Origin of the sequence: Pontibacter locisalis (assembly GCF_042684605.1) — a bacterium.
Classification (GTDB): Bacteria; Bacteroidota; Bacteroidia; order Cytophagales; family Hymenobacteraceae; genus Pontibacter; species Pontibacter locisalis.
Genome location: NZ_JBHULU010000021.1, coordinates 491,106 through 514,194, shown reverse-complemented (window position 1 = coordinate 514,194; position 23,089 = coordinate 491,106). Strand labels below are relative to the sequence as shown.

Here is a 23,089-nt window from a genome sequence, read left to right as displayed (position 1 = left end):
TATCTGAAACGAATGAAATCACCTGTTCTAAGAAGCTTATGGCTACTTCTGCTACTGCCTTTGCTCACAGCAAGTGTAGCAGTTGCTCAAAAGCTCCCTTCCATCGCCTCTAAAACAGCAGGCATGAAAAAGTACCCGGGCTACTTCAACTTTTATTACGATGATGAAACCGGAAAAATCTGGTTAGAAATAGACAAACTGAACCAGCAGTTCCTGTATGTTAATTCGCTTCCTGCCGGCCTTGGCTCCAATGATATTGGGCTGGACCGTGGCCAGTTAGGTGGTGAGCGTGTTGTATACTTTAACAGGCAGGGGCCTAAAATTATGCTCGTGCAGCCAAACATGGCTTACCGTGCCACTTCAGAGAATCAAAATGAACGACGTGCCGTTGAGGAATCCTTTGCACAGTCAATCCTTTGGGGTTTCAAAGCTGAAGCAGCAGATGGCAACAGGATCCTGGTAGACGCTACGGACTTCCTGCTCCGCGATGCGCATGATGTAACCGGAAGTATAAAACGCAGCAGGCAGGGCAGCTATAAACTGGATGCAAGCCGTTCAGCCTTATACCTGCCACGCACTAAAAACTTTCCTGAAAACACAGAATTTGAAGCAACGCTAACTTTTACAGGCGGAGAAGATGCTGGCCGCTATGTTCGGGAAGTTGCCCCGGATGTGCAGGCACTTACTTTGCGCCAGCACCATTCCTTCATTCAGTTACCTGACAATAACTACACTCCCCGTGCCATGGATCCGCGCGCAGGGTACTTTGGCATTTCCTACCTTGACTATGCCACACCGGTTGGAGAGGATATTGAGAAACGCTTTATCGCACGCCACCGCCTGCAAAAGAAAAATCCGGCTGCAAAGGTGTCGGAGGCTGTAAAGCCTATAGTTTATTATGTAGACAATGGTGCTCCTGAACCTATTCGTTCCGCCCTGCTGGATGGTGCCCGCTGGTGGAACCAGGCCTTTGAAGCAGCTGGTTATAAAGATGCTTTCCGGGTAGAGGTATTGCCTGATACGGCTGACCCGATGGACGTGCGCTACAACATCATCCAGTGGGTGCACCGCAGCACACGCGGCTGGTCTTATGGTGCCTCAGTGGTAGACCCCAGAACAGGAGAGATTATCAAAGGACATGTTTCTCTGGGCTCCCTGCGCGTGCGCCAGGACTACATGATCGCAGAAGGGTTGCTGGCTCCTTATGAAGAGGGCAAGCCGGTAAATAAAGCGATGATGGATATGGCTTTGGCACGCATACGGCAGCTTTCCGCACACGAGTTAGGCCATACGCTGGGCATCATGCATAACTATGCTGCCAACAACAATGCCTCTGTTATGGATTACCCGCACCCGCAGGCCAAGATAGACCGAGCTGGTAATATTGACCTTAGCAGTGCCTATGGTACAGGAATCGGTGCCTGGGATAAAGTAGCGGTAGCCTATGGTTACCAGGATTTCCCGAAAGGTACAAATGAAGAAAAAGCCTTGAATGAAATACTGGCTAAAAGCCGGGTAGACGGTTTATTGTTTATTTCGGATCGTGATGCCCGTGCTCCGGGGGGAGCCCATCCTGTGGCGCACTTATGGGATAATGGCGCCAACGCTACCGATGAACTGCTGCAAGTGCTGCGTGTTCGGGAGAAGGCACTGCAGAACTTCTCAGAGAAAAATATCAAGCAGGGAGCACCTATGAGTACTTTGGAGGATGTGCTTGTTCCTATCTACAACTATCACAGGTACCAGACGGAGGCCGTTGTTAAGCTGATTGGTGGGGTAAACTATACATATGCTGCCAGGGGCGATAAGCAGCTGGTTACGGAGGTAGTTGATAAAAGGGAACAGCAAAAAGCCCTGGATGCAGTGCTTAAGACTATCTCTCCGGAGGTACTGACTTTGCCGGAGCGCATCATAAGCCAGATTCCCCCACGCGCTCCAGGCTTACGCAATAGTCGGGAACTATTTGAGAAACGCACCGGACTTACGTTTGACCCTCTGGCTGCTGCCGAAGCCTCTGCTGATTTTACCCTTTCATTCCTGCTTCACCCGGAGAGAGCGTCACGTTTGGTAGAACTTGGGGCCCGCAGCAACAGCCTTAGTCTTCAGGATGTGTTGAAGCAAACGATTGAAAGCACCTGGAAGAGTCGCAGAAAAGAAGGCCTGGAGGAGGTAGTTCAGCTACAAACCGAACAGGTAATTCTTACACATTTGCTGGCATTGGCGCACAACGAAAATGCTTCTTACCAGGCAAGGGCTGTAGCTAACAATGCTCTTAAGGACCTGAAATCATTTATAGAAAGTAAACAGAAAAGCCATAAAGAGAATGCATACCAGGCTCACCTGGCTTTCGCACTGAATCGCTTAAACAGACCTGTTTCTGAGGATATTAAACCAAGCAAAGTATTGGACCTGCCTCCTGGGTCGCCGATTGGAAGCGGGGAGATTATTGGATGTGAGTAGAACAAACTACAGTAAAAAAGGACGCCGTTTTTGTGTTACTTAACAAAAACGGCGTCCTTTTTTAAATCATTTACTTATTTCAAACACTCCCGCCCCAAACATCCTGCACATCAACTTCTTCAACATAAGGCTCAAGAACAGCTAGCGCATTAGCAGACCGTTTAAATATGCTGTAAACCTGTATATCCTCCCCTGTCCAAAGCTCAACAAAAGAATTGTTAACGGCATAAAGCGTGACAACCCATTTGTTGTGTTTCCTTTGGGCAAGTACTGTACCGTCTTTGGCTATGATTTCTGCCTGGCTCCTGAAGGGGAGCCTTTCAAACATTGAGTACTCCAGCATCTTTAAGTAAGGTATAGTGGTAATAATTAAGTGCAGTGGCGCTAAATTAGTTTCATTTTTGCATCTCCCCTCTAGCTGCAATAGAACATACTAATACGAACAAAATAGCAGAATATGCGTGAAAGGTAGAGCATCATCATTAGCAGGATTAACCATGGAAAGTAGTGACAGAGAAATTAAGGTAGTGGTTTTCGATCTGAATGGCACTTTTTACAACAAACACTCTAAAGATGAGTTCTTCAAATTCGTTCTGTCTAAAGAGCCGAAGCGCTTTCACTACTATTTTCAGATGGCCTACTACAAAATCCTGAATAAACTCAACCAGATCAGGCAGACAGAATTCAAAGAGAACTTTTTCAATTACCTGGATCACCTGCAGCCAGAGCAGGTTAAAAAATATGCAGAGGAATTCTGGCAACAAGAGTACCCGGAAAACTTTAACGATGAGCTGAAAAGCATATTTGACAAGCACAGAAAAGAGGGTACTACAATATACTGTGCAACCGGTGGACTAGAGATGTATGTAAAGCCTTTGTTTGACATGTACAACGTCGACTATTTTGCCGGTACAGAGACCAGGTACGAGAACGGTACCTATAAAGTAATTGGCAAAGCCTGCAAGGATGAAGAAAAACTGGTAAGGATAAACAAAGACTTCGCAGGAAAACCTTTCAGAATAATAGAAGCCTACTCTGATAGCAAAGAAGCTATTCTTGACAAGGCAGATAAAGCCTTTCTGGTGGAAGACAAGAAAATAAAACCCTACCAGGGATAAGCATCTCCCATTATAGCCACCCCTTAGCTTACCTGCTTCCATTACTATTTCAGCTAATTCTTTGTTAGCTTTTGCTAAATGCCGGCATCTGATAGTGTGGCTGTTACACACTATTCTACCAATTTCCTTTATTAACTTTTTTACTCGCCTTCAGACAACCTTTTGAAAAGCTCCTGCATCTGAACTACATAACCTACAACTATACAAACTATGAGAAACGGGTTCCTATCAGTTGCACAACTTATCATTTTGCTATTCAGCCTCTTCTTCTCCGCAGGTCCACTTCTGGCACAAACAGGAAAAGAATGTCCTGTGTATTCCCATAACGTTACACCTGGTGCCGTTAAGAGCATTAAAAATAAAACCATCACCTCTAAAAAAGGCCAATATGATCTGTCTTGGTTAGACAAAGCCATCAAGACAAAGAAGGTTTTAATGCTGGGGGAAAATCACTGGATGTCATCTATCAGCGCCATGGAGGAAGCCATAATCTTTTACGCCAATGAAAAGGGAAGCTTTCCGGTGCTCGTCTTAGAGAACTCCTACTCCAGCACAGCCTACATAAATGCCTATATTAACTGCCCGGAGGGAGTAGACTGTGAGCCTTATCTTAAAGTATTGAAACCTGTAGTTAGATCGCAGGAGTCTGTTAATCTACTGAAAAGTTTAAAGCAGTGGAACGCAACCCACCCAGACAAAAAGATAACGGTAGCCTGTACGGATGTTGAGCAGGATTTAGGCTACACTTTAAATAGCGTCATTGTACCGTATATTAAACAGTTGGGTGACAAAAAACTGTTCGCTATGATAAATAAGGAACAGCAATTCACAGACGGGATAGTCGCTTACATGGATTCTCTGATTCAGAATTCACCAGAAAATTTCGCAGTAGAAGGCAAGCCATTTTTGAATAAAGCTTTTCTTAAAAATGTTCTTTTGAACTTTAGAGTCAGGTATGATTCTGAAGTTGCATCAAGAGCACAAGGGGATGGTTCCTTTGACAGGATATTCTCTACCGCCAGGTTAAAACAGATAAAAGACAACCTGACGAACGAGGCTCTTTTTGGAAAGTTGATTGAAGAGCACAACAGTATATTTATAGGAGGTGCCAGCCATTCCCGCATATACATAGCTGGTAACGGTGACGAAGAGGCTATGAATTGGGAAGGATGGTATTTGGCCAATGAATATGCTCCCACAAAAGGAAAAGTGTATTCAATCAAACTGGTTAACCTGAGCTATGATATTCCAGCCTCCAATATGAATCAGGAGTATGAAACTGACAACCCAGGACTTAAATATCTTGTCTCAAATTACAAAAAATGCTTTTCTGCAGAAGGCAAAAAGGGCTATAGGTTAATTGACGGGCTTACACCCGTAAGCTCTGCCCTTGTTGCTGACTTCAAGAAAAACAAGGACCAACCTGTACGCCTGCAAGGTAACACCGAAATGAAAAAGCTTCTTGCGAAGTCTCCCGAATTAAAGGAAGATCATAATCTAAAAAGTTTCTATGGACATGATGTAGTTGTGGTTTTTCCTACTGCTACTCTTTTTGACATGCTCTAAAACGAGCAAGTATAAGCCATAATCTAAAAAGCCCTACTCTTTGCCCTTAAGGCTTAAAGGACAGATAAACCTGGAGTCGTGACCTCTACATCAATGAAAATGTCCTGCATTTAGAAAAGTGCAGGACATTTTCATTGGTAGAGGTTCTTTATCTTTTAGTCTAAGAACTACTCAGGGTGCACAATATCCCTATACTCCGGGTTCCGCTTAATGTATGTTTCGACTACAGGGCAGGAGGGAATGATTTTATAGTTATTATCCCGGGCATAATCCAGCCCGCATTGCACTAGTTTATCAGCAACACCCTGGCCACGGTATGCCTCCGGCACAAATGTGTGGTCAAAATCCATCACTTCCGTTTCAGGATAAGTATAGGTTAATTCCGCCTCATCTTCTTTGAAAGGCACATAAAAGCGGAGATCTTCTTCGTCGTGAATTATGTCTTCAGTCATTGTCGTTCAAAATTATTACCATAGCTTTTACGAAACGGAGAACCTGTTGTTGGACTATTTTCGTGGTTTTGCCCGCTCATATTGAGGTGGCCATGCCTGCTCCTCCCCTAACTCTACAGCAGCATGCAAAGGGAAGTACGGGTCGCGCAAAAGCTCCCGGGCCAGCAGCACCACATCCGCATGGCCATTTTTCAGTATCTCTTCTGCCTGCCTGGCACCTGTTATCAACCCAACTGCCCCGGTCATTACATTAGCCTGCTGCCTTACCTGCTGAGAAAAGGGCACCTGGTATCCTGGCCCCACCGGAATAGCAGCCTGGGGTACATTGCCGCCGGTAGAGCAGTCAATCAGGTCCACCCCTCTCCTACTAAGCTCCAGTGCCAGAGCTACAGAATCTTCCACTGTCCAGCCTCCTGTTACCCAGTCGGTGGCAGAAATGCGCACAAACAGCGGAAGGTCATCAGGCATTATTTTTCTCACCTTCTCTGTCACTTCTAACAGGAACCGGATGCGGTTATCGAAAGAACCGCCATATTTATCTGTGCGCCTGTTACTGAGCGGAGAGTAAAACTCGTGGAACAGGTAACCATGTGCCGCATGTATCTCTATCACTTTAAAGCCCGCATTCAAAGCCCGCTTAGCAGCGACTTCGAAAGCCGCTGTTATTCCCTTTATTTCCTGTTCGGAGAGAGAATGTGGAGTGGGGCTATCTTCCTTAAAAGGCACAGCACTTGGAGCCACTGTCTGCCATCCTTGTTCTTCCTGGGGGGAAACAGCTGCGCCTCCCTCCCATGGCCTGTGGTGACTTGCTTTTCTCCCCGCATGGGCCAGTTGAATTCCCGGCACCGAACCCTGCCCTGCAATAAAGCTGGTAATTCTTTTTAGCCCCTCCACATGCTCATCTTTCCAGATGCCAAGGTCGTGCGGTGAAATTCGTCCTTCCGGCACAACCGCTGTTGCTTCAGTAAAAACAAGGCCGGCCCCGCCAACTGCCCTGCTGCCAAGGTGCACCAGGTGCCAGTCGTTGGAAAAGCCGTCTTCACTGCTGTACATGCACATAGGCGACACCACAATTCTGTTTTTTAGCGTAATGCCCCGGATAGGAAGCGGCGAAAATAGGATAGACATAAATCGGTTTTAAATCTGAAACATCAGCTAACATATACCGCTGTACAAAGTTTAGAGTTTTTGTCTCCGGCTATCCTACAATAGTTAAATCACCTCTTTTCCCGTACTTTTGAAGAAAGATGTATAGTACAGGCTACTGATGCTTATAAAACCATGAGTATTCCGTAATCCGCACCACCATAATATGGAACCGATCAGATTAAATAAATTTATCAGCGACTCGGGCTTCTGCTCCCGCCGTGAGGCTGACAAAATGATAGAGCAGGGGCGCGTAACTGTAAATGGAAAGCGTCCGGAAGTAGGCGCAAAAGTAACTGCCAGAGATAAAGTACGCGTAGACGGAAACCTGCTTGAGGTAAATGCAGTGGAGCCTGTGTACCTGCTTTTAAACAAGCCTCCGGGGATAGAAACCACTACCGATACTTCCCAAAGAGACAATATCATCAGTTTCACGAATTACCCGGAGCGTATCTTTCCCGTTGGTCGACTGGATAAAGATTCCGAAGGCCTGATCATCCTGACCAACGATGGCGATATTGTAAACAAAATTCTGCGTGCCGGTAATAAGCATGAGAAGGAGTATGTGGTGACAGTAGACAAGCCCATCAACCAGGATTTCGTGGACCGGATGAGCAATGGGGTCTCTATACTCGGTGTGAACACCAGGAAATGCAAAGTGACGCAGGAAGGAGCCAACAGGTTCCGCATAACCCTCACCCAAGGTATGAACCGCCAGATCAGGCGCATGTGCGAGGCTTTGGGTTATGAAGTGCAGACATTGCAAAGAACCCGTATCATGCACCTTTCGCTGAGTAAGATCCCGCTTGGCCAGTGGCGAAACATGACGGACCCGGAAGTAGCTGAATTACAACGCCTGATTGCAGGTTCCACTAAAACGGAAGAAGGCTCTACGAGTAAAAAACGCTCTGGAACCGGAGAGGTACCAACTCCTGGTAAAAGTAATAAGCCAAAGTCACGCGGGGGTGGTTCTCCTGCCGGTAAGCCTGGAGGGCGGTCGGGAAGTGCTCCAAAAGGAGGCAAAAGCACGGCAGCCGGTAAACGGGATAAGCCTAAGAGCTCGAGTTCAGCAAGAGGCTCCCGGGGAGCATCGAAGGGCACTACGCCTGGGGGTAAAGGAAGAAGTGCCGGTGCGAAAGGCGGAAGAAGGAGATAGTTCTTTCGTAAATATTCATTCGTAAATCTTATTTCCTTTTCCTGTAATTTTACCTTTTCATAAAATCTGGCGCAACAAAAGAAAGTAGAACTTACTACATACCTGAAGTATAGCGCCACACAATATAAAATGGAACCAAAGCGACTAAATAAATTTATTAGCGACTCAGGCTTCTGCTCCCGCCGGGAGGCAGACCGCCTGATTGAAGAAGGAAGAGTGACTGTGAATGGTAAAGAACCGGAAGCAGGAACCAAAGTAACCCCAAAAGACAAAGTAAGGATAGACGATCAGCTCCTGACCGTTCGGGACGAGGCACCTGTGTTCCTTGTTCTGAATAAGCCATCAGGCATGTCGGTAACCGCAGACATGGGCGTGCGTGATAATGTGGTACGGGCAATAAATCATCCCGCTTCGTTACAGCCTGTTGGCAAACTTGACAGAGAAGACGAAGGGGTGTTGCTGCTGAGCAACGACAGCGACTTTGTTAGAAAACTTTCAAAAGCTGAGAATAAACTGGAGAAAGAATTAGTGGTTACGGTCAATAAGCCTTTCTCCTCTGATTTCATCTCTAAGCTTAGCGAGGCCTGTGCTTCTTTCGAGGATGGCAATCCAAAGAAAGCGGTGGTTAACAAGGAATCGACAACCCGCTTCAGGATTGTGCTGGAACCCGGCATGAACCATAGCATTAAAAAGACCTGTGAGGCATTAGGATATAAAGTTACATTCCTGCAGCGTGTTCGGGTACAGGGCATAACTTTGACAAAGCTTCAGAAAGGCCACTGGCGCACACTCACCGGGCAGGAAGTGGAAAGCCTGAAACAAGTAGCTTCCTCCAAACCAGTTAAACCTGCAGCAAAAGGAAAGGCTGATTTCAGGGAGTCTGGCTATAAAGGGAGCGCTGGTAGAGATAAAGCATCTACTGAAAGAAATAGTTACCAGAAGCCAAACAAAGCAGGCGCTGCAGAATTCAGTGGATCGGGTAAGCGAATCGGTAAGTCAAGACCAGCTACAACGGGCTCAGGTGGTGCGAAAGACACACGAGGTGGTACGAAAGACACAAAAGGCGGTGCAAGGAGCTCTGCCGGCAGAAATACAACCGGGAAACCGGGTGCATCAAAAAACAGCAGCAAAGGAACAACTGCAGGAAGAGGCGCTTCTCCAAAGCGTTCAACAAAACGCTGAGGATAGTTAACCTATAAAGCAAGAGCCCCTGCTACAGTAATAAATAGCAGGGGCTCTCGCTTTAAACGATATTAAGGTCTAAACCTGCTCTCTACTTACAGAAACCGCCAAACACTCTTTTGCTTCCTGCTTGCGGTCTAGCAAAGTAAAGCCCGTTTCGCAGAGGACTTTGAGCATGTACAGGTGGCGTGCCCAGTGGTAATTGCAGGTGGCATATAATTCGTCCTCATCGGCGTATCCGGTATGCTTAAAGTCCAGGCAGGTAAAATCGCTTTTTTCAGAAAGCGCAAAAGTAACATGTGTACCAGTCCAGGCATCACCAGATTCAACACCCTCCCACTTTACAAAAGAGTCAGGCTGCAGGGTAAGTACTTTCATGTAAACGTTAGCATGCCCTTCCGTATGAAATTCATTTACGAACCCTACTTCTGGTTTTACTTTACAATCTGCTATCCACCACTCAGAGAGACCTTTCTGCGTGGTAATGGCCTCATATACCGTAGCGCAGCTTGCATGGATTAATACCTGATGATAAATGTTCGCCATGTACTTATGATTGGTTATTTAAATAAAAATGAAAGGAGCTTATAGAATAAACCTGTTTAAATATAACATGAGTTAAACTACCAAACAAATTAAGGCCTGTGGCTTAAAGAACTGAGACTTATAGCAAAAAGCAAAGCGCCGTATCTTATACAGCGCCTTAACTAATGGCTCAAAATTATACTCTCTTACTACGCCTACTCTTCCCAGCTACCCATTTTGCCCAGTTGGTAATCACGGAAAGCCTCCTGTATTTCCTGCTCTGTGTTCATCACAAAAGGACCATGTGCTACCACAGGCTCATTGAAAGGCCTGGCGTGCCCGAAAAGGATATAACTTTCTTCCTGGGCCTCTACTTTTATTTCCTCCCCCTCGTTTGAAAACTCCACCAGGTGCAGTTTCTCCACCTTCTCCCCGTTAACTTTCACACTTCCGCGCACCACATAGAAGAAAACGTTTCGCTCAGCAGCTACGGTTGTTGTAAAGCTCCCCGCTTCCTGTAACTCAACACTAGCCATGTGTATATCACTTAGTGAGGGAATAGGTCCTTTGGTTTCGCCCCAGCTACCTGAGATCACATTCACTTTTACCTTACCCTCATCTTCTGTAACCACCGGAATCTTATCCTTCTGCAGTCCAACATAAGCTGGCTTTACCATTTTATACTTTGCCGGCAGGTTAAACCACAGTTGCAAAATCTCCAGTGGCCCTCCCTCCTTCTTAAACTTTTCTGAGGATACCTCGGCATGTATCAATCCCGACCCTGCGGTCATCCATTGCACCCCGCCAGCTTCAATCACATCCTTGCCTCCGCCTGTGTCCTGATGGGTGATATCGCCTTCCAGTATAAATGTAAGCGTTTCAAAACCCCGGTGCGGGTGCGGACCAAAAGGCAGCCCCTGGTTATTTGGCTTGTACACCTGCGGACCGTGGTGGTTCAGAAACAGGAACGGATCAATGTACTCAACGGTGTTGGTTGGCAATGCTCTATAAGTTACCAGGTCACCCATGGGGGCACTAATGGCCTTGTGTATTTTCTTTATTTTTCTCATCTTGATTTCTATTCAATGTACCTACACTAAATTACAGCTTATGTGTCTCAGAAGCAAATTACCAAGTCAAAACTTCTAACTATGGATTTGATGAACCATACTATTTCTGTGCGAAAAGATCAGAAGATAAATAGCGGTCACCACGGTCACAGATTATGCAAACCACTACTCCTTCTGCTAACTCTTCTATCAGCTTTGTTGCCACATGCACAGCTCCACCACTGCTCATACCTGCAAAAATGCCTTCTTCACGGGCTAGCCTTCTTGTCATAGTTGTGGCCTCTGCCTGACTTACATCTATGGTTCGGTCAACACGCTCTGGTTCAAAGATCTTCGGCAGGTATTCTTTCGGCCACCGCCGAATACCTGGAATCTGGGAACCTTCCACTGGCTGCGCTCCAATAATCTGCACCTCCGGGTTCTGCTCCTTCAGGTACCGCGATACGCCCATTATAGTACCCGTCGTTCCCATGGATGAAACAAAATGCGTGACCTTTCCCCCGGTATCGCGCCAGATCTCGGGACCAGTGGTACGAACGTGAGCTTTATAATTATCCGGGTTGCCAAATTGGTTCAGCACCAGGTAGCCTCCTTTCTCCACCTGTTCTGCAACATAGTCTATGGCTCCCTCCATAGATCTTTCTGCAGGGGTAAGTATGACTTTTGCTCCGAAAGCCTCCATTGTCTGCACCCGCTCTTTTGTGGCACTCGCAGGCATTACCAGTTCTATCTCCACGTCAAACAGCCGCGCAATCATGGCCAGTGCAATCCCAGTGTTTCCGCTGGTTGCCTCTATCAGCTTCATTCCCGGCTTCAGATCCCCCCTATCCAGCGCACCTTTTATCATGTTATAAGCGGCACGATCTTTCACACTGCCACCCGGATTGTTTCCCTCCAGTTTTCCGTAGAGTTTTACACCGGGCTTAATATTAATGTGATTCAGCTCTACCAATGGAGTGTTGCCGATAAAGTCTAATAAGGTTGCCATGTTAGAAGAATAAAGTTTGGATTAGATTTAACTGCCAGGAATGAAAATTTTGAATTTCGCTATTTATCGGCACTCACTCGCCAGATTGTGTTGGAGGTATCGTCCGTAACAAGTAATGCTCCATCTGGCATCACCGTAACACCTACCGGACGGCCGAAAACATCATCTCCATTCTTTTCTGCAAAAAAGCCTGTTAAAAAGTCTTCTGCCGGACCAGTAGGTTTGCCATTTGCAAAAGGTACAAATACTACTTTATAACCAACTAATTCGGAACGGTTCCAGGAGCCATGCTGCCCGACAAATGCCCCGTTCCTGTACTTCCCGGGGAAGGCATCCTTATCATAAAAAGCCAGCCCCAGGGAGGCAGAATGTGCTACCAGGGGCACATCAGGCACTATGGCCTTTTGTACCAGGTCAGGCCGCTCCCCCACCCTTCGTGGATCCTCATGGCTTCCAAAATACGAATAGGGCCATCCGTAGAATCCGCCTTCCTGCACACTCGTCAGGTAATCAGGCACCAGCTCATCCCCCAGCTCATCACGCTCATTCACTGCGGTCCAGAGGGTGTTGGTGCCCGGAGCCCAGTCCATGCCAACAGGGTTGCGAAGGCCGCTGGCGTAAACGCGTTCTCCGGTGCCGTCAGGGTTTATCTCCAGAATGTTTGCCCTGCGCTCTTCTTCTTTCATCCCATGCTCCCCATGATCGCTGGCTGATCCTACAGCCACATAAATTTTTGAGCCATCGGCATTGGAGATGATGTTTCTTGTCCAGTGGTTGTTATAGCCACCGGCCGGAAGGTCCAGTATCTTCTCCCCTTTTGCTTCGATGCTTGTCTGCCCCGCCTGATAGGGGTAGCGCCAGACCCCATCTGTGTTTGCCACATAAAAGAAATTGCCGAGTACCAGCATTCCCAGCGGTTGATTCAAGTTGCTGAGGAAAATTTTCCGAATGTCCGGCGTACCGTCTCCGTTGGTGTCGCGGAACAGGGTAATGCGGTTCGCACTGTTGCCTAAAGCCATTGCCTTGGATATGCCAATAATCTTCGCCCCGATTCGTTTCCAGAAGCCAACTTCTGTACTTGCCTCGGCTACCAATACATCTCCGTTTGGTGTTACATACATCCAGCGCGGGTTTTGTAAACCATCAGCATACTTGTTCACCGTAAAACCGGCAGGTGCCTTGGGTTTGTTACCGTTCTTCCACCCGATCACCTCCGGAAAATTCATATCCGATTTCGTCTCATGTGGAGGAGGCAAGGTAACGGTCAGGCCAGCCGGAGTGGTGACAGTAGACGGTTGTTGCTGTACTACAGGATGATTTGAGTTGCACCCCCACAAAAAGGCAAAGGCTATAACCAGGCTACAGGATTTCTTCATGGTTTCTTCTTAATCTTCAAAGGAAGTTTTCGTGGCAATTCTTTCCCACGTCCACATGTCATTTTCAAGGTTGCGCATTTTTGTCCTGACTGCTTCGTAAGCAACCTGCCCTAGCGGCAACCGCAATGGCGGATTATCAGAGTCTACCACCTGCCACAGTACTTCTGCTGCTTTAGCAGGATCTCCATCCTGTTTCCCGTTTCGTTCCTGCATGGCTCTCTCAAATGCCCCGGCTGTTTCGGCATAGGCATCCAAATGCTCATCGGCTCTTTTTATACTTGAACCGGCAAAATTGGTGCGGAAAGGGCCTGGCTCTACAATAGTGACTTTTACATTGAAGGGCGCCACTTCCTGTGCCATTGCTTCACTAAAACCTTCCAGGGCAAACTTACTGGCATTGTAAACGCCAAAGCCCTGGGTGGACCTGAAGCCTGCCACCGATGAGATCTGCAAGAAATGGCCATGTCGCTGCTCTCTGAAAATAGGCAGCGCGGCCTGCGTTACATGCAGTGCCCCATAAAAGTTAGTTTCCATCACCTCGCGCACTTCTGTTACACTCACCTCCTCTATCGCCCCTAAAAATCCGAAACCTGCATTATTCACCACCACATCCAACTGGTCAAAATGATCATATGCCTTTTTCATGACAGAGATAACATCAGCACGTTGCGTTACATCCAGCACATGTGCAAAGGTGAGGCCGGGCGCAATATCATTAAACTCCTGCACCTGCTCTTTGTTCCGGACAGTTCCTATTACGCGTTCCTGGTGGGCAGCCACTTCTTTGGCCAGTTCACGCCCGAAACCACTTGAGACACCTGTAATAAACCATACTCTTTTGCCACTCTTTTTCATTTCCAATACTATTTGATGAAGACTCTTCTAAACAAACTGGCTTCGGCAATTAACTGTTACAAATATTTTGCAACAGCCTACACAATAAAGCTAATAATATTAGCTAAACTAACTATATTAGCACAAGTATAAAAAGCTATGAAAGCAGAAGAATTTATAAAAGGAAGAGGCGCTCAGTATAACCCGGTAAACCCATACATGAAACAGGAGTATGTAGCGGAGCATATAGAAGGACTGGACGAGGCAATGGTATCCAATTCTAAAACTGAGTTTTTTACCGAGCACCCGAAAAAGATCGTGAACAAGGTGGAGAGTCCGGACATAGGGCTGAGTTATTCCCTGAACCCTTACCAGGGCTGCGAACACGGCTGTGTTTACTGCTATGCCCGAAACACTCATCAATATTGGGGTTATGGTGCAGGACTTGATTTTGAACGAAAGATCATTGTAAAGGAAAATGCCCCACAGGTTCTGGCAAAGCAACTGGAGAACAAGAACTGGCAGGTCATGCCGCTTATGCTGGCAGGCAACACCGACTGCTATCAACCCATCGAAGCAAAAAAGAAACTCACACGCCAGATCCTGGAGGTGCTCCTGCAGTACCGCCACCCGGTCAGCATCATTACCAAAAACGCGCTTATACTGCGCGACCTCGACCTGCTGACCGAGCTAAATAAACTGGACCTGCTGCACGTGAACATCAGCATCACCACTTTGGAAGAAAAGCTGCGCCTGAAGCTGGAGCCACGTACTGCCTCCGGGGCAAAAAGGTTGGAGGTAGTAAGGCAGTTACGCTCGGCGGATATACCAGTTAATGTAATGGTAGCACCTGTTATTCCCGGCCTCAACGATTCTGAAATTCCACAGATCATAAAAAAGGCTGCAGATGCCGGTGCTCAAAACGCAGCTTATACTATCGTAAGGTTAAACGGAAGCATCGGCCCTATCTTTGAAGACTGGATAAAAGAAGCATTCCCAGATAGGGCAGAAAAGGTGCTGCACCAGATTGCCGATTGCCACGGAGGACAGCTGAACGACAGCAGGTTTGGCACCCGGATGCGCGGAGAAGGTAAGTTTGCAGATGCTATTGGAAAACTGTTCCGGCTGAGCAAGCAGAAGTATATGGCTGGCAGAAGCATTAAGCCTTTTAACTATACCCACTTTTGCAGCCGGTCTGGTAAACAGCTAAACCTGTTTTAGCAGCCGCTTCACCATTGCCACCTATTAATAAATTGTAACTAAGAGAAGGGTTTATAGTATGCTCCAGTAAGCACTTACCGAACCCTTATTTTCGAAACATGGAAAGCCCAGTAGAAGACATTGTAGTAAACAGCTGGACAGAATTACAATCGGCTCTGTTTGATCACAGCTGGGACGATAAAATCGAACGATTCAGGTCTGCTCATGTGTACCGCGGCACCTATAATAAAGAGTTTAATCTCAGTACCAGCATCATGCGCATCGGCAGTAAGTATGATATGTTGGAGCCACACCTCTTACGCAACTTCCGCAAGTATGCCCATAACAACGCTGCACCAGGCGACCTTATCTGGAACTGGCTGGCAGTGGCACAGCATCACGGCCTGCCTACCCGCCTGCTAGACTGGACCTACTCCCCTTATGTGGCTCTGCACTTTGCCACCGAAGATCTTTCTACTTTTGATCAGGATGGCTGTGTGTGGTGCGTAAATTATGTTAAATCAAGAGACTATCTCCCATCTACTTTAAAGAAAACACTCGAGGAAGAAGGGTCAAACGTGTTTACACCGGAGATGCTGAGCCCTGTGGCACCCTCCTTTAAAGCACTCGAAAGTTTTCAGGAAGAAGATTATGTGATCTTTTTAGAACCACCTTCCCTTGATGCGCGCATCGTGCACCAGTATGCCCTGTTCTCTATGATGTCGAAAGTAAAGTCTGAGCTGAATGAATGGCTCGTGCAGCACCCGGAGTTATACTTTCGGGTAGTTATTCCAGCCAAGCTAAAGTGGGAAATAAGAGACAAGCTTGATCAGGCCAATATTACAGAGCGTGTATTATTGCCGGGTTTATCAGGACTCAGCCAATGGTTAAAGCGCCATTACACACATAAATAAAATTTTCACTAAGTTCTGGTGGTTATTAGAAGCCTTTGCTGCGTAAATTATTATATTCAGCACACAATACACTTTTAAAATTTTAATTTTGATGAACCCGCGCAAACTACTACTGAAAAACATTCTTTTTCAGACAGATGCTTCTACCGACTTTAAATCACATCTAAACTTTTTAACCAGAAAAGCCAAAACAGCTGCACTTATTTGTGGCTTATTCGTAACTGCTTCCTGCTCACAGGAGCAAGAGGCGCAGACTGCTACTGCAGCAGCAAAGCAACCTGCGGAAGTAACGCTGCCTGACACGACCGCCATCAACTCAGTAGCTACAGACACTGCTGCTGCAACCACTGACACAGCTGTAACAGCTAAAGCTGAGGAGCCTAAAGTTGACAGTTCATACCAGTACCCTGGACCTAAACCACTGCCGGGTGCCATACTTCCGCACAAGCGGATCCTTGCCTATTATGGTAATCCGCTGTCCAAGCGCATGGGTATACTGGGAGAGTTCCCGGAAGACCAGGTATTGGCGAAACTGGATCAGGAAATAGCCAACTGGCAAAAAGCCGACTCCCTTACGCCTATTCAACCTGCCTTGCATGCGGTTGTGGTTACTGCCCAGGGCCACCCTAGCGCCGGGGGTAAGTACCGCCTTCGTATGTCTGATAAAATGATTGACGGAGTGCTGGAGATGGCTAAAAAGCGTGATGCCATTGTTTTCCTGGATGTGCAGGTAGGTCAGAGTACACTTCAGGAAGAATTGCCTGCGTTGACAAAGTACCTGCAAATGCCAAACGTACACTTAGGCATAGACGCGGAGTTTTCTATGAAAAATGGTGGCGTACCGGGCAGACGAATCGGCACTTTTGATGCCGCAGATATTAACTACGCAACCAAGTTTCTGGCGGACCTGGCAAAAGAACATAACATCCCGCCTAAACTGTTGATCGTGCACCGCTTTACGCAAGGCATGATCACCAATACCGAGGATATTAAGCTTCGGCCAGAAGTACAGATCGTCATGCACATGGATGGTTGGGGACCTCCTTCCCTTAAAAAGGACACGTTCCGCCGCTACATCAAAAATGAACCGGTACAGTTTACTGGTTTCAAGATCTTCTACAAGAACGACACAAAGAACAATTCCCGCCTGATGAGACCTGAGGAAGTGCTGGCGCTTAAACCGACGCCGATGTACATTCAGTATCAGTAGGAAAACACAGCTAAAATAAATACTACCCTGGCTCTGAACCAGAAAGGTACTGTAGGTATAGACTACTGCTGTAAACAAGCAGTAGTTTCAGAACTGTCTGGAAGATGAAGGTAACAACAATGCCCCGCCTGTACTTTAGGCGGGGCATTGTTGTTTATTTCTCCATGTAAGGCTGCCAGTTTACAACAAGCACCTTCTCTCCCTCGAGCAGCAGATAGCCATAGTCGTAGCAGAAGTGGTAGGTGTTGCCTTTGCTGGTGCTTAACTCACTCGAGCACGAGAGCAAGCACTTCATACGCCTTTGGCACAAGCCGGATCATCGCATAACGAAGCTGTTGAAAAGCAGCGAATTGGTTAAGTATAGCCAGACTTATAAGTGTTTTGTAACGCACAAAACGCCGGAGGCGATCGAACTGCTGCACAGGCACTTTCAGGGGGTGGCGCTGGTTGATGCGCGTTACCTGAACAGACCCAGGAGACTTCGACCAGCAATGGGCGCTGTGATCACGTCGGGGAACCTGCAGTCGGAGCCGCTGGCTAAGCTGCCCGAGCTACCCATTATCAGATTACAGCCGCTGGAGCACAATGGGAAGACGCTCATCCAGATCTCTTTTCCTTTCAACGAGCTGATTTATAAAACCCTGAGATGCAGCTCCTGCTGCCAGTGGCTACAAGAGCCAAGGTGCTTTGCCGTTGGCACCGAGGCCGCGAGCCTGCACCAGCTGCTCGACGATGTGCAGGGAACGGCACAGGTGTGGCTAAGCAACACGATGAAGATAAATGACATGACCATTATGCGCAGGCTTTGGGAGCAGACCTACAGCAAGGGAGCCGGATATATTACCTGTCCGCTTCCCTACCTGGAAAAGCTGTACCTGCTTAACTATTCGCTTAACACTATCCGCACTTACCACTCCCTGCTGCTGCGCTTCTTTAACGGGCACAGCGAACTAGGTCTGGAGAAGATTAACGCTTTTGCAACGGAGGAGATAAACCAGTACCACAGGCAGATGGTGCAAAGTCAGCAGTACTCCTACTCTTTTGTAAACCAGAGCATTAATGCCGTAAAATTCTACTTTCACCGGGTGCTGGGCCGGCACACCCTGGATCTGAGCCAGGTGGAGCGGCCCGAGAAAGCCGACCGGCTGCCCACCGTGCTAAGCAAACAGGAAGTGCAACGGATTCTCTCCGCCACTGTCAATCTTAAGCACCGATGTCTCCTGCAACTGCTCTACGCAGGCGGACTACGGATCGGAGAAGTCATCAACCTGAAAACTACGGATGTGCAATCCGACAGAAACCTGCTTCTTATACGCGGGGGCAAGGGCAAGAAGGACCGCACCACGCTGCTCTCGCAGAAACTGCTGGAGAGCCTAAGGGCATACTATAAAGTATACAGACCAAAAGTATGGCTCTTTGAGGGGCAACACGGGGGCCAGTACACCACCGACAGCATTCGTAACGTATTCAGGGACTGTGTGAAGAAGGCTGGCTTACAAAAAAAAGGTAACGCCCCACTCGCTACGCCATTCCTTTGCCACGCACCTGCTGGAGCAGGGTACGAACCTGCGTTACATCCAGTCTTTGGTGGGGCACAAGAGCAGTAAGACCACCGAAATCTACACTCACATCACTAGCCATGGGCTGGAGAGCATCGTCAGTCCGCTTGACAATCTGCAAATAGTACCTATATTAGCTAAAGAATATACTATAGAGCATGGAAGAAACGGCTTATCGGAAATTTGGGTACTGTAAAAAGGAGTTTTTACAACTCAGCTCATAGTACGGATAACCGGAACAGCTCCTTATACACTATAGTTGTGCTTAACTTGAATCTACTAATATTCACAAACATGAAAACAATCCTCTTTTCACTCCTATTCATTTTGCTTTTTTCTTGTTCCAATAAATCAAGTGAATCAATAGAAATATCAATTGATGATACGTCGGAAATTGTCCTTAAGAATGATCTACCAAATTTGCTAGCACACATAGAACAGAACAGTCACGAAGAATATTTAATAGCATTATCGAAGACAACGGATGAGATAGCTAATTTATGGACCGCTAACCCTGAGAATATCTCAGTAACAGGATTTGTGAAGTTGTCTGGACTTGATGAAAAAATTACAGGATATACTCAAAGGAATAATATTGTCGAAAAAATAAACTATATACCTGAGCCTATTATCAGCTCTTTCAAAAAGGAAGCTAAATGTTATTTACCTGACGAAGAAAGTAAAGTAAAGTAAAGAGAAGTTTGACCTTAGCATTTGAAGAATCTGAAACGGCCATGAGAATATTGATTGAAGAGAAGCTATAAAAAAACAAAGCACAATCACACCCATAAGTCAGTTACGCCGCCTTATAGCCAAGTCCGTTATATGCGATTTCAAAATATGAATTGCTGTTTTAACAAAGTTTCACTTTAGGGCAACTTTCTGTATCTTTGCTTCGTGAATAATAAAGGAAAACATCGGAGAGTAATTTTCTATAAAGAGTACTTTCAAGAATTCTTTCTAAAGCAAAGGGATAAGGTGAAAGATAAGATTATCTGGACCCTTGGCTTAATTGAAGAACTTGAAAGGGTTCCTGAAACCTATCTCAAACATTTAGAAAATACTGACGGACTTTTTGAGATTCGGGTACAGCAAGGAAGTGACATCTTTCGGATTTTCTGTTTTTTTAATGAAGGGAAATTAGTGGTTTTAGCTAATGGCTTTCAAAAGAAAACCCAGAAGACGCCGAAAAAGGAAATAGAAAGAGCATTAAAAATCAAAGGAGAATATGAAAGCGGGAAATAAAAATATCATGACACTCGACCAGTTCAAAGAAAAGCACTATGGTAAAGTAGGAACCAAAAAGCGTGATGAATTGGAAGAAGGGTACGAAAACTTTAAGATAGGCGCTCTGATTCATGAAGCCAGATTAGAAAAAGGTTTAACCCAGGAAGAGTTAGCTGCAAAAGTTGGAACCTCTAAATCCTATATCTCCAAAATTGAGAATAATATAAAAGAAGTACGTTTATCAACCTTAAAAAAAATCATTGAGCTAGGTTTAGGCGGACATCTAGAGCTTTCAATCAAATTATAATCCTAAAGAAAGAAGCAAAACCACATATAACCCGGCGTAGCTTCAACCTTTACTCCGTTACAGGCTCAGGCTACGCAAACCCGTCAGACTGTCTAATAACATCCTTCTTCCGGCAAGCTTTGTCAAGATAAGTGTCTAAGTGACGAGATACCTATCCACTTGGGCCATGAAATTCAAACAGGTCTACAGCCGGGACGAACCTCCCGGTGGCGGGGCCAGTCTGGAGGAGCTGATTTCCCCCGACAACGAAGTGCGCTTTATCGACGCCTTTGTCGATTCCCTGCCTTTGGAGAAGCTGGGCTTCCGCACCGAATTCCCCGAGAACGGGCGCCCGGCCTACCATCCCACTGTTTTGCTCAAGTTGCCGGTCTACGGCTACCTGAACCGCATCCGATCCTCAGTGCCATCGCAACCTGGAGGTGATGTGGCTGCTGGGCCGGCTGGCCCCCGACCACAATACCATTGCCAACTTCCGCAAGCACAAGTCAAAGGCCATCACCCGCGTTTTCCGCGCCACAGTGAAGATGGCCGGGCACTTTGACTTGGTCGGCGGGGAGCTGTTGGCCGGCGACTCCACCAGGCTCCGGGCGCAGAACTCGAAGAAGAACAACTACAATAGGGGCAAGATCGCCCGCCACCTCACCTACATCGAAAGCCGGCAGATGATCATCCGAAACACCATCACGGAAGCGGCCTACAACGTGCAGGCCACCATGGACGCCCGGCACTGCCTGCCCGTCGACTACCGCATGACCAACCACAATGACTGCAAGGCCAAGAGCATTGTTCGCAACAGCACTTTCACCGCCCTCTTCGACAAAGGCTACAACCTGCGCCGCCTCCTCAAGATCGTCGGCCTGGAACGGCTGCTGGCCCATTCCAGGGCCTGTGCCGCCTGTTTAGCCTTCCTGAGCAGCTGGAGAGCCTGCTGTCGGGGCTTTAGCCAACGTATAAAACGAACGGCGATAGTGCAATATACCTGCAAACCAATGTCTTCAAACAAGAAACGAGCCGAGGTTTTTAAACAACTGACGTTGGCGGTCAGACTAAAAAATACCGTAAGTATTGAATAAACTAATCAATTCAATATTGAAATGACATTAGACGATTTAGGATATAATGATAAACTTGAAAAATTAAGGAATGAGAACAACCTGAAAGGGTTTGAGATTGGAAGAGTAATATCAGAGCATAAGGAAAGATATATTGTAAAAACTGAAAAAGGAGAGTTTGAAGCCGAGATAACGGGGAATTTAAGATTTACAGCAAAAAGTCGTGAAGACTTTCCAGCCGTTGGCGATTGGGTAGCCATAACAATTCATGATTCAGGCTTTTCCATTATTCACAGCATATTTCCAAGATTCTCTGTTATTTCCAGGCAGGACATTGGTAAATCCGGAGAGATACAAATTATAGCAACAAATATTAATTATGCATTATTGGTGCAGGCCGCTGACAGGGATTTCAATATCAACAGACTTGAGAGATACATGACCATTTGTAATTCTTCAAAGGTTAGTCCCATTATAGTACTAACTAAGATTGATTTAATTGATGAACATCTGACTTTGGAGATCCTGGATAAAATAAAAGCCCGAATTAATAATGTACCGATAGTTGCCTTAAGTAATGCATCACAAGAAGGCTATGACAATCTAAAAGCGATAATAGAAAAAGGTAAAACTTATTGTATGCTTGGTTCTTCAGGTGTTGGAAAATCCACTCTGTTAAATAATCTTTCCGGCAAATCTGTAATGCGAACAGATACAATTAGCCAGAGTACAAACAAAGGGAAACATATTACTAGTCACAGAGAATTAATTGTTCTTGAAAATGGCGGAATATTAATTGATAATCCGGGAATGAGAGAAGTAGGCATTGCCGATTCAACAAGCGGATTAGAAATTACTTTTGATAAGATAATCAGGCTTGCTCAGAATTGTAAGTTTAAAGATTGTACGCACACGAATGAGGCAGGATGTGCTGTGATTGAAGCCGTTGCAAAGGGAGAAATAGACCAGGCTTTCTATGAAAACTACCTGAAACTTGAAAGAGAGAAAGCTCATTTTGAATCTACGGTTGCTGAAAGACGGAAAAAAGATAAGGAATTCGGAAAAATGGTTAAGAATTACAAAAAGAACATCAATAAGAAAAATTGAAGCTCTGAGAATAGAAGCCCAAACCGCTTACATACGTTTGGTGTCACTTTACTACGCATCATGAGTGAAGGCGTTTATTGCTAAAAGTAGTTTCATAGGGATACAGTAAATGCTCATCAAAAAACCTTAAATCTATTATTGATTTGTTGACTTGCAGGTGCTTTTCTTTATCCTCTCACGGATAAAATTGCCGGCAATCTATATAAGGACTACAGCTTTAACTCAACATTTTTGTTTCAATTGGGCTATTCACTAATCGTAGGCTAAGGTTTTCCCAATGCCCCACCATCGCCAATACGTAAACCGTTAGCAACACTGGCCTCCCGTGTAACCCGACATATATTCCCAGAAAACAAAGAAACGTTTGACAATCCTACCAATAGGCTTCTCCACGGCAAACACCCACTGATATCAAGTAAGTCCATCTGTCTCAGCTATATGTGACATTTAGTCAATTTTGCAATAGGTGCTTCATTGATCCTGAACATTCATCGGTTTTATCACCTTTTTAGGGTATTTCATCACATTTAGTTGTTGTTATTCTAAATCATCCATATTCTTACTTTAACAAACCCCTTTCTTAAGCATTAAGGGGCATGAAGTATAGTATTAGCGAGGTAAACTTAAAGAATTAACACAA

The 23,089-nt window shown here is 46.1% G+C and carries 23 protein-coding genes and 1 pseudogene; 15 read left to right on the top strand and 9 right to left on the bottom strand.

Features of this window, described 5'->3' with window-relative positions; genetic code table 11:
• Positions 1-12 precede the first annotated feature (12 nt).
• Positions 13-2,460 (top strand): zinc-dependent metalloprotease, encoded by a 2,448-nt coding sequence (locus ACFSRY_RS16195; RefSeq protein WP_377510095.1) that lies wholly within the window; start codon positions 13-15, stop codon positions 2,458-2,460.
• A 79-nt stretch (positions 2,461-2,539) separates the two neighbouring features.
• On the opposite strand, the gene ACFSRY_RS16190 is transcribed toward ACFSRY_RS16195, so the two are convergent.
• Positions 2,540-2,803 (bottom strand): hypothetical protein, encoded by a 264-nt coding sequence (locus ACFSRY_RS16190; RefSeq protein ID WP_377510092.1) that lies wholly within the window; start codon positions 2,801-2,803, stop codon positions 2,540-2,542.
• Between the two features lie 154 nt (positions 2,804-2,957).
• Here ACFSRY_RS16190 and ACFSRY_RS16185 point away from each other — a divergent pair, with 154 nt between their 5' ends.
• A complete protein-coding gene (locus ACFSRY_RS16185) occupies positions 2,958-3,578 on the top strand; it encodes an HAD-IB family phosphatase (protein ID WP_377510089.1) in 621 nt (206 codons plus the stop codon).
• 210 nt (positions 3,579-3,788) lie between these two features.
• Positions 3,789-5,144 (top strand): hypothetical protein, encoded by a 1,356-nt coding sequence (locus ACFSRY_RS16180; protein WP_377510086.1) that lies wholly within the window; start codon positions 3,789-3,791, stop codon positions 5,142-5,144.
• A 167-nt stretch (positions 5,145-5,311) separates the two neighbouring features.
• Here the strand turns inward: ACFSRY_RS16180 and ACFSRY_RS16175 are convergent, their stop codons facing one another.
• Together ACFSRY_RS16175 and namA are read right to left on the bottom strand one after the other, a co-directional pair.
• A complete protein-coding gene (locus ACFSRY_RS16175) occupies positions 5,312-5,596 on the bottom strand; it encodes a GNAT family N-acetyltransferase (protein ID WP_377510083.1) in 285 nt (94 codons plus the stop codon).
• Between the two features lie 54 nt (positions 5,597-5,650).
• The gene (gene namA / locus ACFSRY_RS16170) at positions 5,651-6,724 is read right to left on the bottom strand and encodes an NADPH dehydrogenase NamA (protein WP_377510078.1); all 1,074 of its coding nucleotides are present in this window, start codon (positions 6,722-6,724) and stop codon (positions 5,651-5,653) included.
• 184 nt (positions 6,725-6,908) lie between these two features.
• Between namA and rluF the strand changes: the two genes are divergently transcribed.
• Both rluF and ACFSRY_RS16160 read left to right on the top strand, forming a co-directional pair.
• The gene (rluF, locus tag ACFSRY_RS16165) at positions 6,909-7,898 is read left to right on the top strand and encodes a 23S rRNA pseudouridine(2604) synthase RluF (RefSeq protein WP_377510075.1); all 990 of its coding nucleotides are present in this window, start codon (positions 6,909-6,911) and stop codon (positions 7,896-7,898) included.
• A gap of 129 nt (positions 7,899-8,027) precedes the next feature.
• Positions 8,028-9,080 (top strand): pseudouridine synthase, encoded by a 1,053-nt coding sequence (locus ACFSRY_RS16160; protein ID WP_377510071.1) that lies wholly within the window; start codon positions 8,028-8,030, stop codon positions 9,078-9,080.
• A gap of 78 nt (positions 9,081-9,158) precedes the next feature.
• Here ACFSRY_RS16160 and ACFSRY_RS16155 read toward each other — a convergent pair whose 3' ends face one another.
• From ACFSRY_RS16155 to ACFSRY_RS16135, 5 genes are all read right to left on the bottom strand, one after another.
• Positions 9,159-9,626, bottom strand: coding sequence for an SRPBCC family protein (locus ACFSRY_RS16155; protein WP_377510067.1), 468 nt, complete (start codon positions 9,624-9,626; stop codon positions 9,159-9,161).
• A gap of 194 nt (positions 9,627-9,820) precedes the next feature.
• Positions 9,821-10,675, bottom strand: coding sequence for a pirin family protein (locus ACFSRY_RS16150; protein ID WP_377510064.1), 855 nt, complete (start codon positions 10,673-10,675; stop codon positions 9,821-9,823).
• A 100-nt stretch (positions 10,676-10,775) separates the two neighbouring features.
• Entirely contained in the window at positions 10,776-11,663 is an 888-nt protein-coding gene (gene cysM, locus ACFSRY_RS16145) for a cysteine synthase CysM (protein WP_377510061.1), read from the bottom strand.
• 59 nt (positions 11,664-11,722) lie between these two features.
• Positions 11,723-13,039: a PQQ-dependent sugar dehydrogenase gene (locus ACFSRY_RS16140; RefSeq protein ID WP_377510058.1), complete on the bottom strand. Its 1,317-nt coding sequence runs from the start codon at positions 13,037-13,039 to the stop codon at positions 11,723-11,725.
• Positions 13,040-13,048: 9 nt separating this feature from the next.
• Positions 13,049-13,894: an oxidoreductase gene (locus tag ACFSRY_RS16135; RefSeq protein ID WP_377510055.1), complete on the bottom strand. Its 846-nt coding sequence runs from the start codon at positions 13,892-13,894 to the stop codon at positions 13,049-13,051.
• Between the two features lie 138 nt (positions 13,895-14,032).
• Here ACFSRY_RS16135 and ACFSRY_RS16130 point away from each other — a divergent pair, with 138 nt between their 5' ends.
• The 3 genes from ACFSRY_RS16130 (at position 14,033) to ACFSRY_RS16120 (ending at position 17,197) form a co-directional block, all read left to right on the top strand.
• Positions 14,033-15,094: a PA0069 family radical SAM protein gene (locus ACFSRY_RS16130; protein WP_377510052.1), complete on the top strand. Its 1,062-nt coding sequence runs from the start codon at positions 14,033-14,035 to the stop codon at positions 15,092-15,094.
• Between the two features lie 98 nt (positions 15,095-15,192).
• Positions 15,193-15,987, top strand: a complete 795-nt coding sequence (locus ACFSRY_RS16125) for an FRG domain-containing protein (RefSeq protein WP_377510049.1) — start codon at positions 15,193-15,195, stop codon at positions 15,985-15,987.
• Between the two features lie 91 nt (positions 15,988-16,078).
• Entirely contained in the window at positions 16,079-17,197 is a 1,119-nt protein-coding gene (locus ACFSRY_RS16120) for a hypothetical protein (protein ID WP_377510046.1), read from the top strand.
• 154 nt (positions 17,198-17,351) lie between these two features.
• Here the strand turns inward: ACFSRY_RS16120 and ACFSRY_RS16115 are convergent, their stop codons facing one another.
• Positions 17,352-17,492: a hypothetical protein gene (locus ACFSRY_RS16115; protein ID WP_377510043.1), complete on the bottom strand. Its 141-nt coding sequence runs from the start codon at positions 17,490-17,492 to the stop codon at positions 17,352-17,354.
• Positions 17,493-17,532: 40 nt separating this feature from the next.
• Between ACFSRY_RS16115 and ACFSRY_RS16110 the strand changes: the two genes are divergently transcribed.
• The 7 genes and pseudogenes from ACFSRY_RS16110 to rsgA all read left to right on the top strand — a co-directional run bounded on the left by ACFSRY_RS16110 (position 17,533) and on the right by rsgA (position 22,449).
• The gene (locus tag ACFSRY_RS16110) at positions 17,533-18,804 is read left to right on the top strand and encodes a tyrosine-type recombinase/integrase (RefSeq protein WP_377510040.1); all 1,272 of its coding nucleotides are present in this window, start codon (positions 17,533-17,535) and stop codon (positions 18,802-18,804) included.
• Complete coding sequence (locus ACFSRY_RS16105) at positions 18,686-18,952, top strand: tyrosine-type recombinase/integrase (protein ID WP_377511223.1); 267 nt, start codon at positions 18,686-18,688, stop codon at positions 18,950-18,952. Before ACFSRY_RS16110 ends, ACFSRY_RS16105 begins: the two co-directional genes overlap by 119 nt.
• A 98-nt stretch (positions 18,953-19,050) precedes the next feature.
• Positions 19,051-19,449, top strand: coding sequence for a hypothetical protein (locus ACFSRY_RS16100; RefSeq protein ID WP_377510037.1), 399 nt, complete (start codon positions 19,051-19,053; stop codon positions 19,447-19,449).
• A gap of 285 nt (positions 19,450-19,734) precedes the next feature.
• Positions 19,735-20,001, top strand: coding sequence for a type II toxin-antitoxin system RelE/ParE family toxin (locus ACFSRY_RS16095; protein WP_377510034.1), 267 nt, complete (start codon positions 19,735-19,737; stop codon positions 19,999-20,001).
• A complete protein-coding gene (locus ACFSRY_RS16090; RefSeq protein WP_377510031.1) occupies positions 19,985-20,290 on the top strand; it encodes a helix-turn-helix domain-containing protein in 306 nt (101 codons plus the stop codon). The genes ACFSRY_RS16095 and ACFSRY_RS16090 overlap by 17 nt, the downstream gene beginning before the upstream one ends.
• 410 nt (positions 20,291-20,700) lie before the next feature.
• A pseudogene (locus tag ACFSRY_RS16085) lies at positions 20,701-21,363 on the top strand (transposase); the annotation flags it as partial.
• Between the two features lie 21 nt (positions 21,364-21,384).
• The gene (gene rsgA, locus ACFSRY_RS16080) at positions 21,385-22,449 is read left to right on the top strand and encodes a ribosome small subunit-dependent GTPase A (protein WP_377510028.1); all 1,065 of its coding nucleotides are present in this window, start codon (positions 21,385-21,387) and stop codon (positions 22,447-22,449) included.
• Positions 22,450-23,089 lie beyond the last annotated feature (640 nt).